This window comes from Pseudomonas sp. NPDC089396, assembly GCF_044749545.1.
Classification (GTDB): Bacteria; Pseudomonadota; Gammaproteobacteria; order Pseudomonadales; family Pseudomonadaceae; genus Aquipseudomonas.
This window is the reverse complement of the sequence record NZ_JBIVIC010000001.1, coordinates 226,089-251,550: the sequence shown is the minus strand read 5'-3', so window position 1 is coordinate 251,550 and position 25,462 is coordinate 226,089. Positions and strand designations below refer to the sequence as shown.

Sequence of the window (25,462 nt, the reverse complement as noted above, 5' to 3'; positions counted from 1 at the left end):
GCTTGCCGGCGATAGGGCCGGTAAAGGCAACACAAACAAAAAAGGCGACCCGCAAAGGTCGCCTTTCTTGTTTACCAGGCCGGAATCAGATCCCGTACTGCGCCCGATAGGCCTCCACAGCCGGCAGGTGCTGCTTGAGCTGCGGGTCATCGGCCAGGAACTCCAGCACCTGAGTCAGCGAAACGATGCTGACGACCGGAATGCCGAAGTCCCGTTCCACTTCCTGGATCGCCGACAGCTCGCCGTTGCCGCGCTCTTCACGGTTCAGTGCGATCAAGACGCCTGCGGCCTTGGCCTGCTGGGCGTTGATGATCTGCATGACCTCGCGAATGGCGGTACCGGCAGTGATCACGTCGTCGATGATCAGCACGTCACCGGCCAGCGGTGCGCCGACCAGGCTGCCGCCTTCGCCGTGATCCTTGGCTTCTTTACGGTTGAAGCACCATGGCACGTCGAGCTGATGCTGATCGGCCAGGGCCACGGCGGTAGTAGCCGCCAGGGGAATGCCCTTGTAGGCCGGGCCGAACAGCACGTCGAACGGAATCTTGCTGTCGACGATGGCTGCCGCATAGCAACGACCCAGTTGCGCCAGGGCGGAACCGGTGTTGAACAGGCCTGCATTGAAGAAATACGGGCTGGTACGCCCCGATTTCAGAGTGAACTCACCGAAACGCAGAACCCCACGATCGATGGCAAAACGAATGAAGTCGCGCTGATACGGCTGCATGGAAAGTCCCGGACACCACGGATTTAGCTAAATGGGTTGAGCTCGGGTATCATACACGCACGAGATTTTTGGGGCCATTTATGCGGATCATCAGTGTGAACGTGAATGGCATTCAGGCTGCGGCCGAGCGTGGATTGCTCAGCTGGCTGCAAGCCCAGAATGCCGACGTCATCTGCCTTCAGGATACCCGCGCCTCGGCCTTTGAACTCGACGACCCAGCTTTCCAGCTCGATGGCTATTTCCTTTATGCCTGCGATGCGGAGGTGCCCGCCCAAGGTGGCGTGGCGCTTTACTCGCGCATGCAGCCCAAGGCAGTCATCACCGGCCTGGGCTTCGAGACAGCCGACCGCTACGGGCGTTACCTGCAAGCAGATTTCGACAAAGTCAGTATTGCCAGCCTGCTGCTGCCTTCGGGCATGAACGGCGACGAAGACTTGAACCAGAAGTTCAAGTTGATGGACGACTTCGCCAAGTACCTGGACAAGCAGCGCCGTAAACGCCGCGAGTACATCTATTGCGGCTCGTTCTACGTGGCGCAGCAGAAGCTCGATATCAAGAACTGGCGTGACAGCCAGCAGTCGCCGGGCTTCTTGCCGCCCGAGCGTGCCTGGATGGATGCGATTACCGGCGACATGGGCTACGTGGATGCCCTGCGCGAAGTCAGCCGCGAAGGCGACCAGTACAGCTGGTGGCCGGACAACGAGCAGGCCGAGATGCTCAACCTGGGCTACCGGTTCGACTACCAGATTCTGACCCCAGGCCTGCGCCGCTTCGTGCGCAACGCTCGCCTGCCGCGTCAGCCGCGCTTCTCGCAGCATGCGCCGCTGATTGTCGACTATGACTGGACGTTGACTATCTAAAGTCCTCGGGGCTGCTGTGCAGCCCATCGACGGCAAGCCGGCTCCCACAGATACAGCGCAGGTCTCAAGGCCAGTGGCGTACTTGTGGGAGCCGGCTTGCCGGCGATTGGGGACACAGAAAATCTACTTGATCGGCCGCCAGATCAAGGGATACCGATAAGGCTTCCCTTCATTGGCCCTGACCGCCGCAATGACGATCAGGATCAGCACCGCCACCATCAGCATGGCGAACAGCACCAGCCCGATGAAAACGAACATCAGCAAAAAACAGACGAACCCGGCAACGGTCACGCTGATCTGAAAGTTCAGCGCCTCTTTGCCCTGGGCATCGATGAAAGGGTCTTGCTCGCGCTTCAGGTGCCACAGCACCAGCGGACCCAGCAGGTGCCCCAGGGGCACTACCAGGCCAAGCAGCGCACTGAGGTGACAGAACATCGCCCATTGCCGCACATCGGCATTGGGCGGGGTGACCGACAGTTGAGGATCGCTCATGCCCCGCACCTCCCTGGCTGGGTTCAGTCGGCCAGTGCGGCCTTCTGCAATTCGAAGATCTCGTCCATGCCCTTTTGCGCCAGCGCCAGCATGGCGTTGAAGTCTTCAGGCTGGAACGGCTTGCCTTCGGCAGTGCCCTGTACCTCGATGAAGCCACCGGCGCTGGTCATGACCACGTTCAGGTCAGTCTCGGCGGCGGAGTCTTCCAGGTAGTCCAGGTCGAGCACCGCTTCGCCCTGGTACATGCCCACCGAAACGGCAGCGATCATGTGCTTGAGCGGGTTGCCAGCCTTCAGGCCACCACGTTTCTTGATCACCGCCAGGGCATCGCACAGGGCGACCATGGCGCCGGTGATCGATGCAGTGCGGGTACCGCCATCGGCCTGGATCACGTCGCAGTCGATGTACAGGGTGATATCACCCAGCTTGCTCATGTCCAGCGCGGCGCGCAGGGAGCGGCCGATCAGGCGCTGGATTTCCAGGGTGCGGCCACCCTGTTTGCCACGGCTGGCTTCGCGCTGGTTACGCTCACCGGTGGAACGCGGCAGCATGCCGTATTCGGCGGTCAGCCAACCTTGGCCCTGGCCTTTGAGGAAGCGGGGAACACCATTCTCGACGCTGACCGTGCAGACGACCTTGGTGTCGCCGAACTCGACCAGTACCGACCCCTCGGCGTGCTTGGTGTAGTTGCGGGTGAGGCGGATCGAGCGGAGCTGATCGGCGGCGCGACCACTTGGACGTTTCATCTGGGATACCTGTACTGGGATTTTGAATCTGCCAGCATTATAGAGCCCGCTGCCCGGCGAAGACATGCCTATTGTCGCGCCCCGGACAGCCTGTCGCCTTTTCCCATCGTTTCAGCCGTGCTCTGTAACATGGCTGGATTGGGCGCCATGGCCCCCACTGCGCTACAATCCTGCGCCTTGCAGCCGTAAGGCTTCCCCCGTTCACTCCATCTACGCGAGGTACTCCCATGGTGCACAGCATGACCGCTTTTGCTCGTGTCGAGCGCGCAAGCAGCCAAGGCACCCTGGTCTGGGAACTGCGCTCGGTCAACCACCGCTACCTGGAACCCCACTTGCGCTTGCCGGACGCCCTGCGCGACCTCGAGAGCGCCGTGCGTGAGGGCCTGCGCCAGGGTCTGTCGCGCGGCAAGGTCGAATGCACCTTGCGCCTGCACGAAGACAGCAACGGCAAACCGCTGAAAGTCGACCGTGAGCGCGCCGCGCAGCTGGTCGCCGCCGCCGAAGAGGTGGCCGGCCTGATCAAGCAACCGGCACCGCTCAACCCGCTGGAAGTGCTGTCCTGGCCAGGTGTGCTGGTGGCCGATGCCAGCGACCCGCAGGCGCTGAATGCCGAAGCCGTGGCGCTGTTCGACGAGGCGCTGGCCGAACTCAAGGCCGGGCGCTTGCGCGAAGGCCAGGAGCTGGCCCGGCTGATCAACGAGCGCCTGGACAACATGGCCAGCGAGGTCACCACCCTGCGCGCCCTGGTGCCACAGATGCTCGCCGCACAGCGGCAGAAGATCATCGACCGTTTTGGCGACCTGAAGGCCGAGCTCGACCCGCAGCGCCTGGAGCAGGAGATGGTGCTGCTGGCACAGAAGAGCGACGTCGCCGAAGAGCTGGACCGCCTCAGCACCCACGTCAACGAAGTGCGCCGGGTACTCAAGTCCGGTGGTGCCGCTGGCCGGCGCCTGGACTTCCTGATGCAAGAGCTCAACCGCGAAGCCAACACCTTGGGCTCCAAGGCCTTCGACCCGCGCAGCACGCAAGCGGCGGTCAACCTGAAGGTGCTGATCGAACAGATGCGTGAACAAGTACAGAACATCGAGTAAGGCCTCCCCTACCATGAACCACAGCAGCGGCACCCTTTATATCGTTTCGGCACCGTCGGGTGCCGGCAAGACCAGCCTGGTCACCGCCCTGACCAAGGACGACCAGCAGATCCGCGTCTCGGTCTCGCACACCACCCGCGCCATGCGCCCGGGCGAACAGCACGGGGTCAACTACCACTTCGTGGTGCACGAGGAATTCAAGGCACTGATCGAGCAGGGCGACTTCCTCGAACACGCCGAAGTGTTCGGCAACTTCTATGGCACCTCGCGCAGCGCGCTGCAGCAGACCCTCGACCAGGGCTTTGACCTGATCCTGGAGATCGACTGGCAAGGTGCCCAGCAGGTGCGCAAGCTGATGCCCGAGGCGTTGTCGGTGTTCATCCTGCCGCCGAGCCAGGAGGCCTTGCGTCAGCGTCTGGACGGGCGTGGGCAGGACAGTGAAGAAATCATCGCCGGGCGCATGAAGGAAGCGGTCAGCGAGATGGTGCACTACGACGAGTACGACTACGTCATCATCAACGATGACTTCGGCGTGGCGCTGGAGGAGTTGAAGGCGGTGTTCGTGGCCAACCGGTTGCTGCTGAAGAAACAGCAACAGCGCAACAGTGGGCTGCTGAAAGAACTGCTGTCCTGATAAACCGAAAGGGGCTGCTTCGCAGCCCAATCGCCAGCAAGCTGGCTCCCACCAGATTTGTGTGGGAGCCGGCTTGCCGGCGATTGGGCCGCAAAGCGGCCCCTTTCAATTATTCCTGCAACTGCAAGGTCGCCTGCTGACGCAGGGTAGCCCCCAGGAAGTAAGCCGGCGCGCGCATCCGCGACAGCAGCATCAGCACGATCCCCAGTACCGAGATGATCGCCGCAATCACGAACACCAGGCCCAGACCACCCACATGCGAGCCACTGCCAAAGTCTGGCGAGGCGCTGTCGATCGCCGTACGCACGAAGATCACCGACAGGATCACCCCACCCACCAGCGGACACAGGCCACGCATGAAGAAGTGGCGCAGGCTGTCGAACAGGCTGTTGCGGAAGTACCAGACACAGGCAAACGCTGTCAGCGAATAGTAGAAGCAGATCATCATGCCCAGCGCGGTGATGGTGTCAGCCAGCACGTTCTCGCTCAGGGTACGCATGGTCACGTAGAACACGCCTGCAGCCACACCCGCACAGATGGTCGCGTAACGCGGCGTCTGTGAACGTGGGCAGACGCTGGCAAACTTCTGCGGCACCGCGCCGTAGTAGCCCATCGCCAGCAGGGTGCGCGCCGGCGAGACGAAGGTCGACTGCAGCGAGGCCGCCGTGCTGGCCAGCACGGCGATGGACATCAGGATCGCCAGCGGCCCCATGACCGGACCGGCCAGGTGGGCAAAGACGTTTTCCTGGATACGCGGGTTGTTCAGGCCCAGGCCGTCCTCGCTGATCCCGGCGAACTGCAGGGTAGCGATGGCGGTGACCAGATACAGGCCGAGAATCAGCAGGACAGTCCAGGTGGCCGCCTTGCCCGGCACTTCCTCGCTACCGATCGACTCTTCACTGACAGTCAGGCACACGTCCCAACCCCAGAAGATGAAGATCGACAACGACAATCCGGCCGCAAAGGCCGAGAACGACTCGACGCCGAACGGGTTGAACCAGGCCAGGTCGAACGCCAGCGGTGGCGGCGCGGTGGTTTCGCTGAACGCGGCGAAGGCAAAACCGATCAAGACCAGAAGCTGCAAGGCCACCAGGCCATACTGCACGGTCATGGTCGTGGTCATGCCGCGACAACAGATCCACACCGCCAAGGCAATGAACACGCAACACGTGCTGATGTTGATCAACAGGTTGTCGGCCAAGGTCGACAGCTCATGGTTGCCGGTGATCTGGGCGAGGAACAGGTAGAAGAAGTCGACCGCCACCCCTGCCAGGTTGGAGAGCACGATGGTGGTGGCGACCACCAGCCCCCAGCCGCCGATCCAGCCGATCATTGGCCCAAAAGCGCGGGCCGACCAGGTGAACGACGTGCCGCTGTCCGGCTCTGCAGAGTTCAGCTCGCGGTAACCGAGGGCGACCAGCAGCATCGGCAGGAAGCCGACGATGAAGACGGCTGGAAGGTGAGCACCGACCTCCCGCACGGTGGGGCCGAGGGCGCCGGTCAGGGTGTAGACCGGGGCAATGGTGGAAATGCCCAGCACCACGCTGGCCAACAGGCCAAGACGGCCCTTGGCCAGGCCTTTGCTGCGTTGAGTACTGCCCGAGTCGGCCGCGTCGGGTGGGCGGCCGGCTTCTGTGTAATTGCTCATGAGAAAATGCCGTAACTATTGGAATTGTTGTCACAGGCCCTGCAAGCAAGGCGCTTTCACTCATCGAAAGCTTGCGATTCGGGGTTAGTCATCCAGGACTTTCGTGTCACGCTCCTTCCGTGCAGCGTATGCATTGCAGGCCTCGCGAAACGCCTGGAATAGGCTCCGCGAAACCGGGTTTTCGGCGAAACGCCATTCCGGGTGCCACTGCACACCGAGCACGAAGCCCGGGGCGTCAGGCATCGACACCGCTTCGATCAGGCCATCCGGCGCCCGTGCTTCGACCCGCAGACCTGGGGCCAGTCGGTCGATGCCCTGGCTGTGCAGCGAGTTGACCTCGAACTGCGCGGCCAGGCCCAAGCGCTCGAACATCCCGCCAGGTGTAACGCTGACAAGGTGCCGAGGGCCGTATTGCACCTCCAGGGGCGCGTCTTCCGGTTCACGGTGATCCAGGTAACCGGGCAGCTCCTGCACGCGCTGGTGCAGGCTGCCACCCAGGGCCACATTCAGCTCCTGGTAACCACGGCAAATGCAGAATACCGGCACGCCGGCGGCAATCGCGGCCTGCAGCAACGGCAAGGTCAACCGATCACGCGCGAGGTCGTGCCGGGTACCTTCCGCGCTGGGGGCGCCATTGTAATGATGCGGCTCGATATTTGAAGGCGAGCCGGTAAAAAGAATGCCATCGAGCGGGTCCAGCAGCGCCTGGGTGTCGCTGCCCCCGTCACGCGCTGGCAGGATTAGCGGTAGCCCGGCAAACCCTGCCGCCTCGACATACTTGTCGCCAACCGTGTGCGAGGAGTTCTTCCCAACCTGCTGGCGGCAGGCGCTGATACCGATCAAGGGGACAGCATTTGCGCTCATGGGCTTACACCGTGTGCAGGTACCAGTTGTACTCGAGGTCAGAGATCGACACTTCGAACTCGGCTAGCTCGCTTTCCTTGCAGGCGACGAAGATATCGATGTAGTCCGGGCTGATGTACTGGTTGAGGACTTCGCTGTCATCCAGTGCACGCAGGGCGTCGCGCAGGTTGTTCGGCAGGCTCTGTTCCAACTGCTCGTAGGAGTTGCCTTCGATTGGCGCGCCCGGCTCGACCTTGGTGGTCAGGCCATGGTGGATGCCGGCGAGGATCGCCGCGAGCATCAGGTACGGGTTGGCATCGGCGCCGGCAACGCGGTGCTCGATGCGCACGTTTTCGCTGCTGTCGGTCGGCACGCGAACCGCCACGGTGCGGTTGTCCAGGCCCCAGCTCGGCGCATTGGGCACGTAGAACTGCGCACCGAAGCGGCGGTAGGAGTTGATGTTCGGGCACAGGAAGGCCATCGACGCCGGCATGGTTTCCAGTACACCGCCGATGGCGTGGCGCAGCGTATCGCTTTGCAGCGGGTCTTCGCTGCTGAAGATGTTCTTGCCGGTTTTCTTGTCCAGCAGCGAGATATGCACGTGCAGACCGTTGCCCGCCTGGCCCGGGTAGGGCTTGGCCATGAAGGTGGTGTCCATTTCATGGTCGTAGGCGACGTTCTTGATCAGGCGCTTGAGCAAGATCGCGTAATCGCAAGCCTTGAGCGGATCAGCAACGTGGTGCAGATTGACTTCGAACTGCGCCGGGGCGCTTTCCTTGACGATGGCATCGGCCGGCAGGCCCTGCTCCTTGGCCGCTTCCAGCATGTCCTGCAGGCAGTCGGCGTATTCGTCGAGGTCGTCGATCAGGTAGACCTGGGTCGACTGCGGGCGCTTGCCGGAAATTGGCGAACGCGGTGGCTGCGGGCGACCGTTGAGGTTGTCCTGGTCGATCAGGTAGAACTCCAGCTCGAACGCGGCGCAGATATCCAGGCCCAGGTCGTCGAACTTGCTCACCACCTGACGCAGCACTTCACGCGGGTCGGCGAAGAACGGTGCGCCATCCAGCTCGTGCATGGTCATCAGCAACTGGGCGGTCGGGCGCTTTTGCCAAGGCTCGTCGGACAGCGAGCCGGGAATCGGGAAGCAGATGCGGTCGGCATCGCCGATGTCCAGGCCAAGCCCGGTGCTTTCCACGGTCGAGCCGTTGATGTCCAGGGCGAACAGCGACGCCGGAAGGTTGATACCCTTTTCGTACACCTTGTGCAGGCTGGCCCGCTCGATGCGCTTGCCACGTACCACGCCATTCATGTCGGAGATCAGCAGATCGACGTACTGAGTGTCCGGATGGGCCTGGAGGAAGTCTTTCATCTCGCTGGAAGAACTGGCGCACGGGGTGACCGACGTCATGGTGTACATCCTTTGATGTGCTGCGGCGATGTGGGGATACGGCTGGCGCCACACGGGCGACGATGGTTGCAGCTGTTGTTCTTTTCACTTTTCCCATCGTGGGGATTGGTTACCCGACCGGGCGCATTGATTCCCAGGGGCGGTTCCACTATAAAATGGCCTCAACGCAACAGACATTGGCAATTCAGCAAGCAGAGCGTGCATCAATGCAATATCAGATAACCCACGCCGACCTCTCCCTGGTCCTGGCCCTGGAGCGCGGCCGCTCGCTGGCCAAGGCCGCCGAGCTGCTGAAAGTCGACGTTTCCACGGTGTTCCGCTCGATTCGTCGCCTCGAATCGGCGCTGGGGACTGCGCTCTTCGTCAAGAGCCGCAAAGGCTACCTGCCGACCGATACCGCCCAGGCCCTGGCTGAACAGGCCGAACGCGCCGAGCAGGCGCTGGATGCCGCGCGCATTGCCATGAGCAGTGGTGAACAAGTGGTCAGTGGCACCGTTCGTCTGACTTGTACCGAAGCGGTGATGCACAGTCTACTGCTGCCGGCGCTGGCGGACTTCATGCCGAATTACCCGGCCTTGTCGCTGGAGATGGGCACCTCCAACACGTTCGCCAACCTCAGCCGGCGCGATGCCGACATCGCCCTGCGGCTGACCAATACACCCCCAGAGCATCTGGTCGGGCGCTGCCTGGGCTCCACGTCTTATGTGATCTGCGGTCAGCCCCAATGGCGCGAACGCCTGACCGAATCAGCCGGCAGCGTGCCGTGGATTGCACCGGACGACTCGATGCAGGACCACCCCACGGTGGTCTGGCGCAACCAGCAGTACCCCGGACTGAACCCGCGTTATCAATGCAGCAGCATGTCGACCATCGCCCAGCTGGTGAGTACCGGGCTTGGGGTGGCGGCGTTGCCTGACTATATGGTCGATGCCTTGCCTGGCGTCGAGGCGCTGAGCGGGCCCTTGCCCGGTTGCGATACCCAGCTGTGGTTGCTGACGCGGCCGGATTGCCGGGCATTGCGCTCGGTGCAGACGTTGTTCGAGGAGCTGACGCCGCGGTTGCGGGACGCCATGTTGTAAGGGTGTTGTGTTTCCGGGGCCGGAAACGTTATCGTCGAGTTCAAGCATTCGAGGCGTCTGTTGCGGCCCTTTCGCCGGCAAGCCGGCTCCCACGGGGATCGCGGTGCTCTTGGAAATTGCGCGGTACCTGTGGGAGCTGGCGTGCCAGCGATGCAGCCACCGCAGGTCCACCCGGTAAAACAGCGCTTCCCTATTGGCTGGTGATTTTTTAAACTATCGAGTCCGCCTGCCCATATTGGGCTGCACGCCCATCGCATTTGCTACTGAGGAAGACCATGGCCCGCGTAACTGTTGAAGACTGCCTGGAACACGTGGATAACCGTTTTGAGCTGGTCATGCTCTCGACCAAGCGCGCCCGTCAGCTGGCTACCGGCGGCAAAGAGCCGCGCGTAGCGTGGGAAAACGACAAGCCGACCGTGGTCGCCCTGCGCGAGATCGCCGAAGGTATCGTCACCCCTGAGTTCATCGCTGCCGAAGAGATCGTCACCGAGGATCCGGTCTTCGCCGCGTTCGAGGACGAGAACAACGAGGCTGTCTGATCCATGCCTGGTCGACGTCGTGCGGCACAAGGCCCTCTTCCTCGGCAAGAGGTGAAACCATGCCGGGCATAGAAGTCTTGGCCGAACGGCTGTCGACCTACCTGGGCCCCGAACAGGTCAACCTGGTTCGCCGGGCCTACTTTTACGCCGAACAGGCGCACGATGGGCAGCGCCGCCGCAGCGGCGAGCCCTACGTGACCCATCCGCTGGCCGTGGCCAGCATCCTCGCCGACATGCACATGGACCATCAGAGCCTGATGGCGGCCATGCTGCACGACGTGATCGAAGACACCGGCATCGCCAAGGAAGCCCTCAGCCAGCAGTTTGGCGAGACGGTTGCCGAACTGGTCGACGGGGTCAGCAAGCTGACCCAGATGAACTTCGAGACCAAGGCCGAAGCGCAGGCCGAAAACTTCCAGAAGATGGCCATGGCCATGGCCCGCGATATTCGCGTGATCCTGGTCAAGCTGGCCGACCGCCTGCACAACATGCGCACGCTGGAAGTGCTGTCGGGCGAAAAACGCCGGCGCATCGCCAAGGAAACCCTGGAAATCTACGCCCCCATCGCCAATCGCCTGGGCATGCACACCGTGCGCGTTGAATTCGAAGACCTCGGTTTCAAGGCTATGCACCCGATGCGCTCGTCGCTGATCCACCGGGCAGTCAAGAGCGCACGCGGCAACCGCAAGGAAATTGTCGCCAAGATCGAACACTCGCTGGCCAACTGCCTGGCAGCCGACGGTATCCAGGGCGAGGTCAGCGGCCGGCAGAAACACCTCTATGGCATCTACAAGAAGATGCGCGGCAAGCGTCGCGCCTTCAACGAGATCATGGACGTGTATGCCTTCCGCATCATCGTCGACAAGGTCGACACCTGCTACCGCGTGCTCGGCGCCGTACACAACCTGTACAAGCCCCTGCCCGGCCGCTTCAAGGATTACATCGCGATCCCCAAGGCCAACGGCTACCAGTCGTTGCACACCACCCTGTTCGGCATGCACGGGGTGCCCATCGAAATCCAGATCCGCACCCGCGAAATGGAAGAGATGGCCAACAATGGCATCGCCGCGCACTGGCTGTACAAGTCCAACGACGACGAACAGCCCAAGGGCAGCCATGCCCGGGCACGTCAGTGGGTCAAGGGCATCCTTGAGCTGCAGCAGCGCGCGGGCAACTCGCTGGAATTCATCGAGAGCGTGAAGATCGACCTGTTCCCGGACGAGGTCTACGTCTTCACCCCGAAAGGGCGGATCATGGAGCTGCCCAAAGGCTCCACCGCCGTCGACTTCGCCTACGCGGTGCACACCGACGTCGGCAACAGCTGCATCGCCTGCCGCATCAACCGTCGTCTGGCGCCGTTGTCCGAACCGCTGCAGAGCGGCTCTACGGTCGAGATCGTCAGCGCCCCTGGTGCGCGGCCCAACCCGGCCTGGCTCAACTTCGTGGTCACCGGCAAGGCGCGCACCCATATCCGCCACGCGCTCAAGCAGCAGCGCCGCTCCGAGTCGATCAGCCTTGGCGAACGCTTGTTGAACAAGGTGCTGACCGGCTTCGACAGCAGCCTGGAACAGATCCCCCAGGAGCGCATCCAGGGCATTCTGGCCGAATACCGCCTGGAACTGATCGAAGACCTGCTCGAAGACATCGGCCTGGGCAATCGCATGGCCTATGTGGTCGCCCGTCGCCTGCTGTCGGCCGAAGGCGAACAGCTGCCGGCCCCGGAGGGCCCGCTGGCGATCCGCGGCACCGAAGGCCTGGTCCTGAGCTACGCCAAGTGCTGTACGCCGATCCCTGGCGACCCGATCGTCGGCCACCTGTCGGCCGGCAAGGGCATGGTCGTGCACCTGGAGAACTGCCGCAATATCAGTGAAATTCGCCACAACCCGGAGAAGTGCGTGCAACTCTCCTGGGCCAAGGACATCACCGGCGAATTCAATGTCGAACTGCGCGTCGAGCTCGAGCACCAGCGCGGCCTGATCGCGCTGCTGGCCAGCAGCGTCAATGCCGCCGACGGCAACATCGAGAAGATCAGCATGGATGAACGCGACGGTCGTATCAGCGTTGTCCAACTGGTGGTCAGCGTGCACGACCGCGTGCACCTGGCTCGTGTGATCAAGAAGCTGCGTACACTGACCGGCGTGGTCCGCATCACCCGCATGCGTACGTAGTCCGCCAACCGCAAGGAGTCATCATGAGCAAGACCGTCATCAACAGCGACAAGGCCCCAGCCGCCATCGGTACCTACTCGCAAGCGATCAAAGCTGGCAATACCGTGTACATGTCTGGCCAGATCCCGCTGGACCCGAAAACCATGGAACTGGTCGAAGGCTTCGAAGCCCAGACCGTACAGGTGTTCGAGAACCTCAAGGCCGTTGCCGAAGCCGCTGGCGGTTCGTTCAAGGACATCGTCAAGCTGAACATCTTCCTCACCGACCTGAGCCACTTCGCCAAGGTCAACGAGGTAATGGGCCGTTACTTCGAGCAGCCTTACCCAGCCCGCGCCGCCATTGGTGTTGCCGCGCTGCCGAAAGGCTCCCAGGTCGAAATGGACGCCATCCTGGTCATCGAGTGATGCCGCTGGTGACGGGCGCCCTGCCCGTCACCTTCCTGTTCAAGGTTACCCCATCATGCGTCAAGCACTGCCCCTCGCGCTGGCAGCCCTGCTTCTGAGCGGTTGCGCCAGCCACAAACCCGAAGATTTCAACGGCACCTGGATCAACCAGAATGCCATCAAGGCAGCCACCAAAAGTGGCAACCTGCGCCAGGCCCTGAACGAGCATGGCCCGGTATTCGAGTGGAAACTCGACGTGGCCAATCAACAAGCCAGCTTCAGCAATGGTTTCGAGGCCGCCGACGGCCAGTTGAGCGCCAATGACAAACAATGGCTGGCCAGCTTCCAGGGCGGCCAGACCGAACAGCTGGCACTCGATGGCAATGAATTGAAAACCACCGACTCGTCTGGCGTCGAACAGTCCTTCGTGCGCGCCAAGCAACCGGGCAATGCGCCACTGGGCGGCAGCTTCGAGAAAGCGCTGTACCAGGCGTACCTGGGCGGTGAGTGGAAGATTGTCGAAGGCCAGGGCACCGGTAGCAAGGTGCATTTCGCCGACAACGGCAGCGTGACCGGCTTGCCGGGCCCGGACCGCTACGCCCTGTGCCTGGCCGGCGACTGCGCCAGCATGGGTGGCAGCAACGACAGCCTGTGGCTGGAGCGCAACCAGCGTGGCGCACCGTTCATCTTCAAGCGCGAGGGTGACAAGCTGGAGATTTTCCAGGCGGTGAACCGTGCGAAGCCGGATGAGATGCCGCAATTGGCTGCCGGTAATCGTCAGTGGGTGCTGGAGCGCTAGCTTCAGGTCTGGGCTGATTTTACTGGCCCTATCGCCGGCAAGCCGGCTCCCACAGGAAACCCACAGCCCCTGAGCGCAGTGGTGTACCTGTGGGAGCCGGCTTGCCGGCGATAGGGCCGGTAGACTCAGCCTCTATCTTGCAGAATGGCCGCATAACCTTCCTTGTAGCTCGGATAGGCCGGCACCCAACCCAACGCCCGCACCCGTGCATTGCTACAGCGCTTGCTGCCAGTCCGTCGCACCCGCTGCTCATCCGACCACTCGGTAACGCCCATGTACGCCCGCAGCCAGGCCACCACATCGGCCAGCGGCGCCGGGTCGTCATCCACACCGATATAGCAATCGTCGAGCGCCACGCCATTGGCGTCGGCCTGTAGCAGGAACGCCAGCAAGCTTGCAGCGTCCTGGGCATGGATGCGGTTGCCATACAGCGGCGGCTCTTCAGCCACTCGATAGCCTTGGCGCACCTGGCTCAGCAGCCACTCGCGGCCGGGGCCATAGATCCCGGTCAAACGCACGACACTGGCCGGAATGCCACTTTCCAGCGCCAGCCGTTCGGCCTCCAGCATCACGCGCCCGGAATAACCCTCCGGCTCGGTGGCAGCGGTCTCGTCGATCCACTCCCCGTCCTTTTGCGCGAACACGCTGCTGCTGGAGACGAACAGCAAGCGCCGCGGGCGCTGCCCACGCGCCGCCAGCCACGCCAGCACATGGCGCATACCGTCGACATAAGCCGCTTGATACCCCGCCTCATCGTGCTGACTGGCCGCGACGCAATACACCAGGTAATCAGGCGAACGCTGTGGCCAGGCCTGAGGGATACGCGCATCCGAAAGATCGGCGGCGATAGCTGAAACACCCTGCGGGAGCTGCTCGACCGAGCGCCGCAGGCCGCTCACCTGCCAGCCAGAGGCCAGCAATTGCTGGGCGAGGCGACCGCCTACATCGCCACAACCCACAATCACAGCGGAAAGGTCTGACATCGAAATAGTCCTTTTCCCAAAGGATCAGACTATATGGATTACTCGATAGGCGGCTAGACCATAGGCGAAAAAAGCAACGAGATTACTTTTGTTAACAAGAATTACTTGCAATAATGCGGCCCTATCTGTTCTCGGCCTATCTCGAGGCCTTGGAGAACGTCCACTTTTTTCTTCATCAGGTCCGGCCAGCATGACACGTACTCAACCTTCCGCTTCGCCAACCCCGTCGCGCGCCTGGCGCGCCATCGCCGCGCTGATGTTCAGCCTGGTGCTGGCCCCAGTGGCCATGGCCGATGAGCCAACCGCCCATGCCAGCGCTCCGGCCGCCGCCACTGCTCCGGCTGCCCCAGCCGCCGAAGGTCAGGCGCCTGCTGCCGACGCCCAGGCAGCTGCTCCGGCCGATGCACCGGTAGTCGTAGACCCAGCTACCGAAGCGCTGGTTGAGGACACCTCCCTGGGCATGGCCCATGACCTGTCCCCATGGGGCATGTACAAGAACGCCGACGTGGTGGTGAAAGCCGTGATGATCGGCCTGGCCATCGCCTCGATCATCACCTGGACCATCTGGATCGCCAAAGGCTTCGAGCTGATGGGCGCAAAGCGTCGCCTGCGTACCGAGATCGCCCAGCTGAAGAAGTCCGCCACCCTCAAGGAAGCCAGCGACGTCTCCAACAAGGAAGGCACCCTGGCCCACACCCTGGTCCACGACGCCCTCGAAGAGATGCGCCTGTCGGCCAACGCCCGCGAGAAAGAAGGCATCAAGGAACGCGTCAGCTTCCGTCTGGAGCGCCTGGTGCATGCCAGCGGCCGTAACATGAGCAGCGGCACCGGCGTACTGGCGACCATCGGTTCCACCGCGCCGTTCGTGGGTCTGTTCGGTACCGTGTGGGGCATCATGAACAGCTTCATCGGCATCGCCAAAACCCAGACCACCAACCTGGCCGTCGTAGCCCCTGGTATCGCCGAAGCCCTGCTGGCCACCGCCCTGGGCCTGGTCGCCGCGATCCCGGCCGTGGTCATCTACAACGTCTTCGCTCGCTCCATCGCCGGCTACAAGGCGCAGGTGTCCGACGCGTCGGCGCAGGTCCTGCTGCTGGTCAGCCGTGACCTGGACCACCAGGGTAGCGAACGCGCTACCCCGCACATGGTGAAAGTGGGGTAAGCCATGGGCCTGCATCTCAACGAAGGTGGCGACGACCTCGCCGAAAACCACGAAATCAACGTCACGCCGTTCATCGACGTGATGCTGGTGCTGCTGATCATCTTCATGGTCGCCGCCCCCCTGGCCACGGTCGACATCAAGGTCGACCTGCCGGCCTCGACCGCCAAGCCGGCGCCGAGGCCCGAGAAACCGGTGTTCGTCAGCGTCAAGGCCGACCAGAAGCTGTATGTCGGCGACGATCAGGTACCTGCCCCCGCACAGCTTGGCCCGATGCTCGATGCCAAGACCAAGGGTGACAAGGAAACCACCATCTTCTTCCAGGCCGACAAGGGCGTGGATTACGGTGACCTGATGGAAGTGATGAACAACATGCGCGCGGCCGGCTACCTCAAGGTCGGTCTGGTAGGTCTCGAGACGGCAGCCAAGAAATGACGAAACCGCGCTCAAACATGGCGCGCTACGGTGGCAGCCTGGCGATCGTGCTGGGCGTGCACGTAGTCGCTGTGCTGCTGACGCTCAACTGGTCGGTGCCCCAGGCCATCGAACTGCCCCCGGCAGCCATGATGGTCGAGCTGGCACCCCTGCCCGAGCCCGCACCGCCACCACCACCCAAGGCCGCCCCACAGCCGCCGGCACCGGTCGAAGAACCGCCGTTGCCCAAGCTGGTAGAGGCGCCGAAACCGAAAATCGCCATCGCCAAGCCACCGAAGCCCAAGCCCAAGCCACAGCCGCCCAAGCCTGAGAAAAAGCCTGAGCCGCCGAAGGACGAGCCACCGGCCAAGGAAGAAGTGGTCGATACGCCGCCAAGCAACACGCCACCGCAGAAGTCGGCGGCACCGGCGCCGAGCATCGCCTCCAACAGCAAAGCGTTGCCGAGCTGGCAAAGCGACTTGCTGCGCCACCTGGCGAAGTACAAGCGTTACCCGGAAGACGCGCGCCGCCGTGGCCTGCAGGGCATCAACCGCCTACGCTTCGTGGTCGACGCCGAAGGCAAGGTGGTCTCGTACTCGATGGCCGGTGGTTCCGGCAGTGCAGCACTGGACCGGGCGACCCTGGAGATGATCCGCCGGGCCGGCACGGTACCCAAGCCGCCACCCGAGCTGCTGAACAATGGCACGATCGAGGTCGTGGCACCGTTCGTCTACTCGCTGGACCGTCGCTGATACTTTTGTTTCTGTCACAAATCAGCAAGTCTGATAACGTGCGTCTATCGATTGCAGCCGCTATGCTGGGCCCGCAACTTCATGGACGCACGTTATGACCCTCACAGAACTCCGCTACATCGTCACCCTCGCCCAGGAGCAGCACTTCGGCCACGCCGCCGAACGCTGCCATGTCAGCCAGCCGACCCTGTCGGTCGGCGTGAAAAAGCTGGAGGACGAGCTTGGTGTGCTGATCTTCGAGCGCAGCAAGAGCGCGGTACGCTTGACCCCGGTCGGCGAGAGCATCGTCGCCCAGGCGCAGAAGGTTCTGGAGCAAGCCCAAGGTATCCGCGAGCTGGCCCAGGCCGGCAAGAACCAGCTGACCGCCCCACTCAAGGTCGGTGCGATCTACACGGTCGGGCCCTACCTGTTCCCGCACCTGATCCCGCAGCTGCACCGCGTGGCGCCGCAGATGCCGCTGTACATCGAAGAAAACTTCACCCACATCCTGCGCGAGAAACTGCGCAACGGCGAACTGGACGCGGTGATCATCGCCCTGCCCTTCAACGAAGCCGACGTACTGACCCTGCCGCTGTACGATGAGCCATTCTGTGCCTTGATGCCCGCCGACCACCCCTGGACGGCGAAAAAGACCATCGACACCGCCATGCTCAACGACAAGAGCCTGCTGCTGCTCGGCGAGGGCCACTGCTTCCGCGACCAGGTTCTGGAAGCCTGCCCGACGCTGAACAAGGGCGGTGAAGGCGCCAAGCACACCACGGTCGAGTCCAGCTCGCTGGAAACCATCCGCCACATGGTCGCCTCCGGCCTGGGCGTGTCGATCCTGCCGCTGTCTGCGGTGCACAGCCACCACTACGCGCCAGGGGTGATCGAAGTTCGCCCACTGACAGCACCGGCACCGTTCCGTACCGTGGCCATCGCCTGGCGCGCCAGCTTCCCGCGGCCGAAGGCCATCGAGATCCTCGCCGACTCGATTCGCCTTTGCTCGGTGGCCAAACCACCCGTGGAACAATCGGCCTGATCCATGAGTGAGCTGTCGAAGGTCTCGGTCACCGCGCTCAAGGGCGTTGGCGAAGCCATGGCGGAAAAACTCGCCAAGGTAGGCCTGGAGAATCTGCAAGACCTGCTGTTCCACCTGCCCTTGCGTTACCAGGACCGCACCCGCGTGGTGCCCATTGGCCAACTGCGCCCAGGGCAGGATGCGGTGATCGAAGGCGTGGTCAGCGGTACCGATGTGACCATGGGCAAGCGCCGCAGCCTGGTGGTGCGCCTGGGCGATGGCAGCGGCGTGCTCAGCCTGCGCTTCTATCACTTCAGCAATGCGCAGAAAGAGGGCCTCAAACGCGGCACCCACCTGCGCTGCTACGGCGAGGCCCGCCCGGGTGCCTCGGGCCTGGAGATCTACCACCCCGAGTACCGCGCGCTCAACGGCGACGAGCCAGCGCCACCGGTCGAGCAGACCCTGACGCCCATCTACCCGTCCACCGAAGGGCTCACCCAGCAGCGCCTGCGCCTGCTCTGCCAGCAGAGCCTGGGCATGCTTGGCCCGCGCAGTCTGCCGGACTGGCTGCCCGACGAACTGGCCCGCGACTATCACCTGGCGCCGCTGGACGATGCGATCCGCTACCTGCACAACCCACCGGCCGATGCCGACCTCGACGAGCTTGCCGAGGGCCAGCACTGGGCCCAGCATCGCCTGGCCTTCGAAGAGCTGCTGACCCACCAGCTGTCGCAGCAACGCCTGCGCGAGAGCCTGCGCAGCCTGCGCGCGCCGGTGCTGCCCAAGGCCAAGCGCCTGCAGGCGCAGTACCTGGCCAACCTGGGCTTCCAGCCGACCGGGGCGCAGCAGCGGGTGGCCAACGAAATCGCTTACGACCTGAGCCAGGCCGAGCCGATGATGCGCCTGGTCCAAGGCGATGTCGGCGCCGGCAAGACCGTGGTCGCCGCCCTTGCCGCGCTGCAGGCCCTGGAAGCCGGCTACCAGGTGGCGCTGATGGCGCCCACCGAGATTCTCGCCGAACAGCACTACATCACCTTCAAGCGCTGGCTCGAACCGCTGGGCCTCGAAGTCGCCTGGCTGGCCGGCAAGCTCAAGGGCAAGGCCCGCGCCAGCGCCCTGGAGCAGATCGCCAAGGGTGCGCCGATGGTGGTCGGCACCCATGCGCTGTTCCAGGAAGAGGTGCAGTTCAAACATCTGGCCCTGGCGATCATCGACGAACAGCACCGTTTCGGCGTCCAGCAGCGCCTGGCCTTGCGCAAAAAGGGCGTGGCCGGCGAACTTTGCCCGCACCAGCTGATCATGACCGCCACACCGATCCCGCGCACCCTGGCCATGAGCGCCTATGCCGACCTCGACACCTCGGTGCTCGATGAACTGCCGCCAGGCCGTACACCGGTGAATACCGTGCTGGTGGCCGACAGTCGCCGCTTCGAGGTGGTCGAGCGGGTCCGCGCCGCCTGTGCCGAAGGCCGCCAGGCCTACTGGGTATGCACCCTGATCGAAGAATCCGAGGAGCTCACCTGCCAGGCCGCCGAAAGCACCTATGAAGACCTCGGCAGTGCGTTGGGCGAGCTGCGCGTAGGCCTGATCCATGGGCGCATGAAGCCCGCGGAAAAAGCCGCGGTGATGGCCGAATTCAAGCAAGGCAACCTGCAACTGCTGGTGGCCACCACGGTGATCGAAGTGGGCGTCGACGTGCCCAACGCCAGCCTGATGATCATCGAGAACCCCGAGCGCCTGGGTCTGGCGCAGTTGCACCAGCTGCGCGGCCGGGTAGGCCGGGGCAGCGCGGTGAGCCACTGCGTGCTGCTGTATCATCCACCACTGTCGCAGATCGGTCGCGAACGCCTGGGGATCATGCGGGAAACCAACGATGGTTTCATCATCGCCGAAAAGGACCTGGAGCTGCGCGGCCCTGGCGAGATGCTCGGGACGCGCCAGACCGGCCTGCTGCAGTTCAAGGTCGCCGACCTGATGCGCGACGCCGACCTGCTGCCGGCGGTGCGCGACGCCGCCCAGGCCCTGCTGGCGCGCTGGCCGGAGCATGTCAGCCCGTTGCTCGACCGCTGGCTGCGTCACGGCCAGCAATATGGCCAGGTGTGACGCCTGTCCCAGAATGGATCCAGCTTTGCGATCAGGCTGGTTATACTTCGCGTTTCAAAGAATTTGTGGATACAGACCATGACTGAAGTTGCCCTGGACACCGCAACCCCGCACGCCCCGTCTGTCATCCGGCTGTTGCTCGAAAAACTGGGCGTGGCCTACCGCGAGGTGCCAGATCTTCCGCAGTTGCCAGCCGCCGCACGCGTGCAGGCGATCCTGCTCGACGACGAGATCGGCGCGCTGATGGTGCTGTTCCCACAGACCAAGCTGCTCGACCTCAATCGCCTGGAAGAACTGACCGGCCGCAAGCTCCAGGCCGTACCCGTCGCACGCCTCAAGCAGATGCTCGACAAGCACCAGCTCAAGGCCCTGCCTGGCATTCCGGCACTGACCAGTTCGCCGTGCCTCTACGAAGGCAAGTTGCTCGATGCCGAACACCTGCTGATCCAGTCTGGCGAGGCGGGCCTGTTGCTGGAAATCAAGCGTGACGATTACAAGCGCATGCTGGCCAAGGCCAGCGCCGGCAGTTTCGGTCAACCGGTCAGGGAGATACGCCCTAACCTTGACCGGCCAGACGACGACTCCAGGGAAATCACCCAGGCCGTCCAGGCGTTCACCGCCCGCCGCATCCAGAAGCGCCTGGAAGAAACCATCGAGATCCCACCGCTGGCCGACACCGCGCAGAAGATCATCAAGCTGCGCGTCGACCCCAACGCCAGCATCGACGACATCACCGGCGTGGTCGAAACCGACCCCGCCCTGGCCGCCCAAGTGGTCAGCTGGGCCGCATCGCCCTACTACGCCTCACCCGGCAAGATTCGCTCGGTGGAAGATGCCATCGTTCGCGTACTGGGCTTCGACCTGGTGATCAACCTGGCCCTGGGCCTGGCGCTGGGCAAGACCCTGAGCCTGCCCAAGGATCATCCGCAGCAGGCTACGCCCTACTGGCAGCAGTCGATCTACACCGCGGCGATCATCGAGGGGCTGACCCGCGCCATGCCGCGCGCCGAACGCCCAGAGGCCGGCCTGACCTACCTGGCAGGGTTGCTGCACAACTTCGGTTACCTGTTGCTGGCCCATGTGTTCCCGCCGCACTTCTCGCTGATCTGCCGGCACCTGGAAGTCAACCCGCATCTGTGCCACACCTTCGTCGAACAGCACCTGCTGGGTATCAGCCGCGAACAGATCGGCGCCTGGCTGATGAAGCTGTGGGATATGCCTGAAGAGCTGTCCACCGCGCTGCGCTTCCAGCACGACCCTACGTATGACGGTGAATACGCCGCGTATCCGAACCTGGTGTGCCTGGCGACCCGTCTGTTGCGCACGCGGGGCATTGGCTCGGGGCCGCAGGAAGCGATTCCTGATGAACTGCTCGAGCGCCTTGGCATTACGCGGGAGAAGGCTGAGGACGCGGTGAACAAGGTGCTGGAAGCCGAGACCTTGTTGCGTGAGCTGGCTTCGCAGTTCAACGCACCGCATTAAGGCCGTTGGGGCTGCTTTGCAGCCCTTTCGCGACGCAAGGCCGCTCCTACAGGGGAACGCGGTGCCTTTGTAGGAGCGGCCTTGTGTCGCGAAAGGGCCGCAAAGCGGCCCCGGCGATATCAGCCCTTCTTCTTCGGTTTCAGGTACTTCATCAGCCCCTGGAACCACATCACCAGCGCCGGATTGCCCTTGATCTGGATGCTCTTGTCCTGAATCCCCTGCATGAACGCCAGCTGCTTGTTGCCCGCCTGCAGCGTGGCGAAGCCATAAGCCGCGTCCTTGAAGGCGATGGCGAAGGCCGGCTGCACGTGCACACCGCCTTTGCTGCTGATGCGCTGGTCACTGACGATGAAGTGCCGGGCGACCTTGCCGTCCAGCGTCTGCATCTGGAACACCAGGTCCTTGTCTTTGAGTTGCTGCTGAAACGCCGGGTTGTTGCGGCTGGCCCTGGCCATCAGCAGTCCCATGGCCCAGAGAAGAAAGCGGAACTTCATCAACGCGCCTCGAATGAAATATGACTGAAGTGCGCAGTCTATCCTTTTCCTGGACTAATTATGCAAGTTCGCCACACGATGTCTGCAGAACGCACAACGGGCGCCCGAGGGCGCCCGTTGTGCTGACACTGGGGATGTCAGGAATCGATCACTTGCCTTTCTTGGCCGGCTTGGCAGGTGTGTTGACGCTGTCGCGCAGGTTCTTGCCAGGCTTGAAGGCAACGGTGTTGCTGGCCTTGATTTTCACCGGCTGGCCGGTTTGCGGGTTTTTCCCGGTGCGGGCACCACGATGGCGTTTTTCAAAGGTACCGAAACCGACCAGCGTGACGGTGTCCTTGTCCAGGGCACCGGTGATGCTGTCGAGAATCGCGTTCAGCACCTGGTTGGCCTTTTCCTTGGTCAGATCGGCCTTTTCGGCGATGACGGCGGCGAGTTCTGGTTTACGCATAGTGAAGCCTCTTTGACGGGATTTCTTGTTGTTATTGCCGTGCTGCCATTGAAGCAGCGTTCAAGGCACCGCAGGCTCTAATCTGCGGCAGACGGAAGTGAGAATGGCACGCCCACCGAGGCCGCGCCAGTATCAGGGCGGCCATTGTGTGATCAACAACAGGATAAATCCGACAGAACGCCCGTCATTTACGCCATGAGGGCGGGCAACTGCCTATTCAGCGCCAGTTTTTCCATGACGGCGCTGCCGGTCAGGGCGTAACCCAGCAGTTGGCCGTCAGCAGCGTGGCAGAGCACTTTCAGGTCACTGCCCTGCCCTTCCACCTGCCAGGTGCCTTCACGTCCCTGGGGCGCAGGTGACACCACCAGGGGGCAAGCCGGCGTCTTCACGGTGATTGGCATCGGCCCATAGCTGACAGTTGTCGGGTTGCCAGCCAGGGTCTGGGCCAAGGCACGGGCGCAGGCCATCAGCGGCATCACGTAGAGCAGGTTGATGCCCTCGACTTCGGCACAATCACCCAGCGCGTAGATATTGCCGTGGGAAGTGCGCAGCTGGCGGTCCACCACCACGCCACGATTGATCTGCAGCCCGGCGGCCGCGGCCAGGTCCGTGCGTGGACGCAGGCCAATCGCCGATACCACCAGGTCACAGGCGATCACACTGCCGTCGGACAGGTGCGCTTCGAGCCCATCACCCTCCTGCTGCAGACAGGTCAGCACCGGGCCGAGGTGGAAACGCACCCCCAACCCTTGCAACCCGGCTTGCACCGCAGCGGCCGCGGCTGGGTGCAGCAGGGTCGGCATGATCTGCTCGCAGGGGGCCACCACATCGACCTGAAAACCGCCCAGGCTCATGTCATTGGCGAATTCACAGCCGATCAGGCCGGCACCGAGGATCAGCACACGCTGCTTGCCAGCAGCCGCGGCACGAAAACGTGCGTAATCCTCCAGATCATTGATCGGGAAAACCCGATCAGCACCATCGCCTTCGATCGGCACCTGCACGGTTTGCGCGCCCCAGGCCAGCACCAGGTCGCGGTACTCGACGGCCTCTTCACCGATCCACAGGCGCTTGTGGCCCGGGTCGATGCCGCTGATGCGGGTATGGGTGCGGACTTCGGCCTTGAGCTGCTCGGCCATGGCGCCCGGCTCGGCCATGCACAGGCCGTCGGCGTCCTTTTGCTTGGCGAAACCTGTGGAGAGCATCGGCTTGGAGTAAGAGCGACCGTCATCGGCCGTGATCAGCAGCAGCGGCGTCTCGCCATCGAGCTTGCGAAATTCACGGGCCAGGTTATAGCCCGCCAGGCCAGTACCGATGATTACCACGGGGGACGTCATGTCGTGCTTTCCTCTCGTATGTGCAAACAGGTTGGGGATCAGCCGATGGCGATCATTTCGAAGTCGCTCTTGCCGACACCGCAGTCGGGGCACAGCCAGTCTTGCGGCACATCTTCCCAGCGGGTGCCGGGGGCGATGCCGTCATCCGGCCAACCTTCGGCCTCGTCGTAGATCAGGCCACAGACAATACATTGCCACTTCTTCATGGGTGTCGTTCCTCGGTACAGGCTAAGGCTTTGTAATACGGGCTCAAGGCCCTTTCGCGGGCATTATGCAAGCAGTCGGGGCAATCATGCTAAGCTCGCCGCCTCTCTGGCTGTAACAAAGCATACCGACGTGTCGTACGAATCCCCGCAAGCAGCCGCTGTCGCGTGGCTGCCGTATTCACAGCTGGCGACCGATATCGACCAGCCTACCCTTGACTGGCTGTTCGACGAAGGCTCCCTGACTCGCCGGCTGACCCGCCTGTCCCACGATCACTTCAGCGTTACCCCACTGTTCGAGGGCTGGCAGCTGCTGCGCGAAGACGAATGCCAGGCACTGCGCATCGCTCCGAGCGCCGAAGGCTGGGTGCGCGAAGTGTACCTGCGCGGTCATGGCCAACCCTGGGTATTCGCCCGCAGCGTGGCCAGCCGCAGTGCGCTGGAGCGCGGCGGCCTGGACCTGGAAACCCTGGGCAGCCGTTCGCTGGGCGAGTTGCTATTCTGCGACCAGGCGTTCATCCGCCACCCCATCGACGTGTGCACTTATCCACAGCCCTGGCTGCCTGTCGAAGTAGCCCATGAAGGCTTGTGGGGGCGTCGCTCGCGCTTCGAACGCAACGGCCTCGACCTGCTGGTAGCCGAGGTGTTCCTGCCGGCACTGTGGCAAGCGGCCAAGGAGGAAAACCGCTGATGTACCTGCAACTGCTCAAGTCGCTCAACCGCGTGCATCCGCGGGCCTGGGACTTTGTCCAGCTCAGCCGAATGGACCGGCCTATCGGCATCTACCTGTTGCTGTGGCCCACCCTGACCGCCGTATGGATTGCCGGGCAAGGTTCGCCAACCTTGGCCAACGTGCTGATTTTCGGCCTCGGCGTGGTGCTGATGCGTGCCGCCGGCTGCTGCATCAACGACTTCGCCGACCGCAAGGTCGATGGCCACGTCAAACGCACCGCCGACCGCCCATTGGCCAGCGGCCGGGTCAGACCGCGCGAAGCGCTGGCGCTGTGCGCCATTCTGGTGGCCGTGAGTTTCCTGCTGGTGTTGTGCACCAACAGCCAGACCGTCTGGCTGTCGTTCGGCGCGGTGGCCCTGGCGTTCTGCTACCCGTTCATGAAGCGCTACACCTACTACCCGCAGGTGGTGTTGGGCGCCGCGTATTCCTGGGGCATTCCCATGGCGTTCACCGCCGCGGGCGGCGAATTGCCGGCCAGTGCCTGGCTGCTGTACATCGCCAACCTGTTGTGGACGGTGGGTTATGACACCTACTACGCCATGGTGGATCGCGACGATGACCTGAAGATCGGCGTGAAATCGACGGCGATCCTGTTCGGCGACTCTGACCGAGTGATCATCCTGACCTTGCAGCTGCTGTCACTGGGTTGTCTGTTGCTGGCAGGCAGCCGCTTCGAGCTGGGGGGCTGGTTCCACCTCGGGCTGCTGGGAGCGGTGCTGTGCTTTGCGTGGGAGTTCTGGTCGACGCGCAAGCTGGACCGGGAGTCGTGCTTCAAGGCGTTTCTGCACAATCACTGGGCGGGGTTGCTGATCTTCATCAGCGTGGTGCTGGACTACGCCCTGCGCTGAATTCATCGCCGGCAAGCCGGCTCCCACATGTCCACCACAGCCCTCAAGAATGGCGCAGTACCTGTGGGAGCCGGCTTGCCGGCGATTGG

At 63.1% G+C, this 25,462-nt stretch carries 27 protein-coding genes; 16 read left to right on the top strand and 11 right to left on the bottom strand.

The window, feature by feature from the left end; translation table 11 throughout:
• Positions 1–85 precede the first annotated feature (85 nt).
• A complete protein-coding gene (gene pyrE / locus ACIPZB_RS01230; protein WP_008091580.1) occupies positions 86–727 on the bottom strand; it encodes an orotate phosphoribosyltransferase in 642 nt (213 codons plus the stop codon).
• A gap of 80 nt (positions 728–807) precedes the next feature.
• Between pyrE and ACIPZB_RS01225 the strand changes: the two genes are divergently transcribed.
• Positions 808–1,587 (top strand): exodeoxyribonuclease III, encoded by a 780-nt coding sequence (locus tag ACIPZB_RS01225; protein ID WP_008091582.1) that lies wholly within the window; start codon positions 808–810, stop codon positions 1,585–1,587.
• Positions 1,588–1,710: 123 nt separating this feature from the next.
• Here ACIPZB_RS01225 and ACIPZB_RS01220 read toward each other — a convergent pair whose 3' ends face one another.
• Both ACIPZB_RS01220 and rph read right to left on the bottom strand, forming a co-directional pair.
• A complete protein-coding gene (locus ACIPZB_RS01220) occupies positions 1,711–2,079 on the bottom strand; it encodes a DUF4870 domain-containing protein (protein WP_008091583.1) in 369 nt (122 codons plus the stop codon).
• 23 nt (positions 2,080–2,102) lie between these two features.
• Entirely contained in the window at positions 2,103–2,825 is a 723-nt protein-coding gene (gene rph / locus ACIPZB_RS01215) for a ribonuclease PH (RefSeq protein WP_008091585.1), read from the bottom strand.
• A 227-nt stretch (positions 2,826–3,052) separates the two neighbouring features.
• On the opposite strand from rph, the gene ACIPZB_RS01210 reads away from it, so the two are divergent.
• Positions 3,053–3,916, top strand: coding sequence for a YicC/YloC family endoribonuclease (locus ACIPZB_RS01210; protein ID WP_400638683.1), 864 nt, complete (start codon positions 3,053–3,055; stop codon positions 3,914–3,916).
• A gap of 13 nt (positions 3,917–3,929) precedes the next feature.
• On the top strand, positions 3,930–4,550 hold the full coding sequence (gmk, locus tag ACIPZB_RS01205) for a guanylate kinase (RefSeq protein ID WP_400638682.1): 621 nt from the start codon (positions 3,930–3,932) through the stop codon (positions 4,548–4,550).
• A 109-nt stretch (positions 4,551–4,659) separates the two neighbouring features.
• On the opposite strand, the gene ACIPZB_RS01200 is transcribed toward gmk, so the two are convergent.
• The 3 genes from ACIPZB_RS01200 to ACIPZB_RS01190 form a co-directional block, all read right to left on the bottom strand.
• The gene (locus ACIPZB_RS01200) at positions 4,660–6,198 is read right to left on the bottom strand and encodes an APC family permease (protein ID WP_400638681.1); all 1,539 of its coding nucleotides are present in this window, start codon (positions 6,196–6,198) and stop codon (positions 4,660–4,662) included.
• Between the two features lie 84 nt (positions 6,199–6,282).
• Complete coding sequence (locus ACIPZB_RS01195) at positions 6,283–7,062, bottom strand: gamma-glutamyl-gamma-aminobutyrate hydrolase family protein (protein ID WP_400638680.1); 780 nt, start codon at positions 7,060–7,062, stop codon at positions 6,283–6,285.
• 4 nt (positions 7,063–7,066) lie between these two features.
• Positions 7,067–8,410: a glutamine synthetase family protein gene (locus ACIPZB_RS01190; protein WP_400638942.1), complete on the bottom strand. Its 1,344-nt coding sequence runs from the start codon at positions 8,408–8,410 to the stop codon at positions 7,067–7,069.
• A 245-nt stretch (positions 8,411–8,655) separates the two neighbouring features.
• On the opposite strand from ACIPZB_RS01190, the gene ACIPZB_RS01185 reads away from it, so the two are divergent.
• The 5 genes from ACIPZB_RS01185 (at position 8,656) to ACIPZB_RS01165 (ending at position 13,417) form a co-directional block, all read left to right on the top strand.
• A complete protein-coding gene (locus ACIPZB_RS01185) occupies positions 8,656–9,528 on the top strand; it encodes a LysR family transcriptional regulator (protein WP_400638679.1) in 873 nt (290 codons plus the stop codon).
• A gap of 275 nt (positions 9,529–9,803) precedes the next feature.
• Complete coding sequence (rpoZ, locus tag ACIPZB_RS01180; protein ID WP_008091595.1) at positions 9,804–10,067, top strand: DNA-directed RNA polymerase subunit omega; 264 nt, start codon at positions 9,804–9,806, stop codon at positions 10,065–10,067.
• Positions 10,068–10,126: 59 nt separating this feature from the next.
• The gene (spoT, locus tag ACIPZB_RS01175) at positions 10,127–12,235 is read left to right on the top strand and encodes a bifunctional GTP diphosphokinase/guanosine-3',5'-bis pyrophosphate 3'-pyrophosphohydrolase (protein WP_008091596.1); all 2,109 of its coding nucleotides are present in this window, start codon (positions 10,127–10,129) and stop codon (positions 12,233–12,235) included.
• Positions 12,236–12,258: 23 nt separating this feature from the next.
• The gene (locus tag ACIPZB_RS01170) at positions 12,259–12,639 is read left to right on the top strand and encodes a RidA family protein (protein ID WP_003253379.1); all 381 of its coding nucleotides are present in this window, start codon (positions 12,259–12,261) and stop codon (positions 12,637–12,639) included.
• A 55-nt stretch (positions 12,640–12,694) separates the two neighbouring features.
• Complete coding sequence (locus ACIPZB_RS01165) at positions 12,695–13,417, top strand: hypothetical protein (RefSeq protein ID WP_400638678.1); 723 nt, start codon at positions 12,695–12,697, stop codon at positions 13,415–13,417.
• Positions 13,418–13,542: 125 nt separating this feature from the next.
• Here ACIPZB_RS01165 and ACIPZB_RS01160 read toward each other — a convergent pair whose 3' ends face one another.
• The gene (locus ACIPZB_RS01160) at positions 13,543–14,400 is read right to left on the bottom strand and encodes an NAD-dependent epimerase/dehydratase family protein (protein WP_400638677.1); all 858 of its coding nucleotides are present in this window, start codon (positions 14,398–14,400) and stop codon (positions 13,543–13,545) included.
• Between the two features lie 190 nt (positions 14,401–14,590).
• On the opposite strand from ACIPZB_RS01160, the gene exbB reads away from it, so the two are divergent.
• From exbB to ACIPZB_RS01130, 6 genes are all read left to right on the top strand, one after another.
• Positions 14,591–15,562 (top strand): tonB-system energizer ExbB, encoded by a 972-nt coding sequence (gene exbB / locus ACIPZB_RS01155; protein WP_400638676.1) that lies wholly within the window; start codon positions 14,591–14,593, stop codon positions 15,560–15,562.
• Between the two features lie 3 nt (positions 15,563–15,565).
• Positions 15,566–15,994 carry a TonB system transport protein ExbD gene (gene exbD / locus ACIPZB_RS01150; protein WP_008091608.1) on the top strand — a complete coding sequence of 143 codons (429 nt, stop codon included), beginning with the start codon at positions 15,566–15,568 and terminating at the stop codon, positions 15,992–15,994.
• Positions 15,991–16,725 (top strand): energy transducer TonB, encoded by a 735-nt coding sequence (locus tag ACIPZB_RS01145; protein WP_008091610.1) that lies wholly within the window; start codon positions 15,991–15,993, stop codon positions 16,723–16,725. The genes exbD and ACIPZB_RS01145 overlap by 4 nt, the downstream gene beginning before the upstream one ends.
• A gap of 94 nt (positions 16,726–16,819) precedes the next feature.
• Positions 16,820–17,746 (top strand): LysR substrate-binding domain-containing protein, encoded by a 927-nt coding sequence (locus tag ACIPZB_RS01140; RefSeq protein WP_400638675.1) that lies wholly within the window; start codon positions 16,820–16,822, stop codon positions 17,744–17,746.
• Positions 17,747–17,749: 3 nt separating this feature from the next.
• Complete coding sequence (gene recG / locus ACIPZB_RS01135; protein ID WP_400638674.1) at positions 17,750–19,828, top strand: ATP-dependent DNA helicase RecG; 2,079 nt, start codon at positions 17,750–17,752, stop codon at positions 19,826–19,828.
• Between the two features lie 78 nt (positions 19,829–19,906).
• Complete coding sequence (locus ACIPZB_RS01130; protein WP_400638673.1) at positions 19,907–21,310, top strand: HDOD domain-containing protein; 1,404 nt, start codon at positions 19,907–19,909, stop codon at positions 21,308–21,310.
• 119 nt (positions 21,311–21,429) lie between these two features.
• Here ACIPZB_RS01130 and ACIPZB_RS01125 read toward each other — a convergent pair whose 3' ends face one another.
• The 4 genes from ACIPZB_RS01125 to ACIPZB_RS01110 all read right to left on the bottom strand — a co-directional run bounded on the left by ACIPZB_RS01125 (position 21,430) and on the right by ACIPZB_RS01110 (position 23,795).
• On the bottom strand, positions 21,430–21,804 hold the full coding sequence (locus ACIPZB_RS01125; protein WP_400638672.1) for a helicase: 375 nt from the start codon (positions 21,802–21,804) through the stop codon (positions 21,430–21,432).
• Positions 21,805–21,952: 148 nt separating this feature from the next.
• Entirely contained in the window at positions 21,953–22,252 is a 300-nt protein-coding gene (locus ACIPZB_RS01120; protein WP_008091621.1) for an HU family DNA-binding protein, read from the bottom strand.
• Positions 22,253–22,440: 188 nt separating this feature from the next.
• A complete protein-coding gene (locus ACIPZB_RS01115) occupies positions 22,441–23,589 on the bottom strand; it encodes an NAD(P)/FAD-dependent oxidoreductase (RefSeq protein ID WP_400638671.1) in 1,149 nt (382 codons plus the stop codon).
• Between the two features lie 38 nt (positions 23,590–23,627).
• Complete coding sequence (locus tag ACIPZB_RS01110) at positions 23,628–23,795, bottom strand: rubredoxin (protein ID WP_008091623.1); 168 nt, start codon at positions 23,793–23,795, stop codon at positions 23,628–23,630.
• Positions 23,796–23,925: 130 nt separating this feature from the next.
• Between ACIPZB_RS01110 and ACIPZB_RS01105 the strand changes: the two genes are divergently transcribed.
• Positions 23,926–24,483: a chorismate--pyruvate lyase family protein gene (locus tag ACIPZB_RS01105; protein ID WP_400638670.1), complete on the top strand. Its 558-nt coding sequence runs from the start codon at positions 23,926–23,928 to the stop codon at positions 24,481–24,483.
• Positions 24,483–25,373 carry a 4-hydroxybenzoate octaprenyltransferase gene (gene ubiA / locus ACIPZB_RS01100; RefSeq protein WP_400638669.1) on the top strand — a complete coding sequence of 297 codons (891 nt, stop codon included), beginning with the start codon at positions 24,483–24,485 and terminating at the stop codon, positions 25,371–25,373. The genes ACIPZB_RS01105 and ubiA overlap by 1 nt, the downstream gene beginning before the upstream one ends.
• Positions 25,374–25,462: the final 89 nt, after the last annotated feature.